Source organism: Actinotalea sp. C106, assembly GCF_023630195.1.
GTDB lineage: Bacteria > Actinomycetota > Actinomycetes > Actinomycetales > Cellulomonadaceae > Actinotalea.
Genome location: NZ_JALPKN010000562.1, coordinates 1 through 893, shown reverse-complemented (window position 1 = coordinate 893; position 893 = coordinate 1). Strand labels below are relative to the sequence as shown.

Here is an 893-nt window from a genome sequence, read left to right as displayed (position 1 = left end):
AGGACGCTGCGGGGCCGGCCCAGGGCCGCCCGATCGGCCGCAGCCCCCTCGACGGCGTGGCGCAGGGCCGCGGCGTCGAGCACCGCGCCGTCGGCGGACTGCACCAGGCTCACCGCGACGACGTCGAACTCCCCCGCCCGCTCGACCAACGCGGCAGGCGAGAGCTCGGTCAGGGTCACCCCGCGGGCCTGCTGCGCCGCGAAGGGGAAGGTCACGCTGGTGAACTCCCCGGGCAGGGTCGCCACACGCGCGCCGTCGGGCACCGCGGCCGCGACCAGCCCGACGAGGGTCGAGACGCTGCCCGCCATCGCGACCGACCCGACCGGGGCCCGGACCAGGTCCGCGAAGGCCTGACGGGCCGCCGCCACGCTCGCGTCCAGCTCGGCAGGCCGCAGCGTCCCCGCGGCCCACGTGCCCACGACCTCCGCGAGCGCCTCGGTGACGAAGCGCGGCGGCAGGCCGTACGTGGCAGTGTTGAGGTAGCCCTCAGGGTGGTCGAAGGTGGCGCCGAATGCGGTCCTCACCCCGGCACGCTACCGCGCGACCCGTCGAGCCAGGAGCAGCAATGCCGAACGTTCCCGAAGCACCCGACGGCGCGGCCCCGGCGACCGGACCGCGCACGCCCCGCTCCCCCGACGGCGAGCCCGGCGACCTGCCACGCGCCGCCGTCTCCCGCCGGGTGCTGCCGCTGCGTGCCGAGGAGGCGTGGGACCTGGTCACCGACGTGCACCACCACGAGCGGTGGGTGCCGATGACCAGGATCGACGGGCCGGTGGTGCTCGGGGTCGGCGACGTGTTCGTCGGGGTGACCGGGCCGGGGGCGCTGCGCGGTGGGCCGGGGCTCGCCGACCGGATGCGCGTCGAGCGGCTTGAGCCACCCGTGAAGTCGGAGG

Annotated in this window: 2 pseudogenes; one reads left to right on the top strand and one right to left on the bottom strand. The window is 76.9% G+C overall.

The window, feature by feature from the left end:
• Positions 1-524: pseudogene (locus L0B03_RS18495) on the bottom strand (aminotransferase); the annotation flags it as partial.
• A 41-nt stretch (positions 525-565) separates the two neighbouring features.
• Here L0B03_RS18495 and L0B03_RS18490 point away from each other — a divergent pair.
• A pseudogene (locus L0B03_RS18490) lies at positions 566-893 on the top strand (hypothetical protein); the annotation flags it as partial.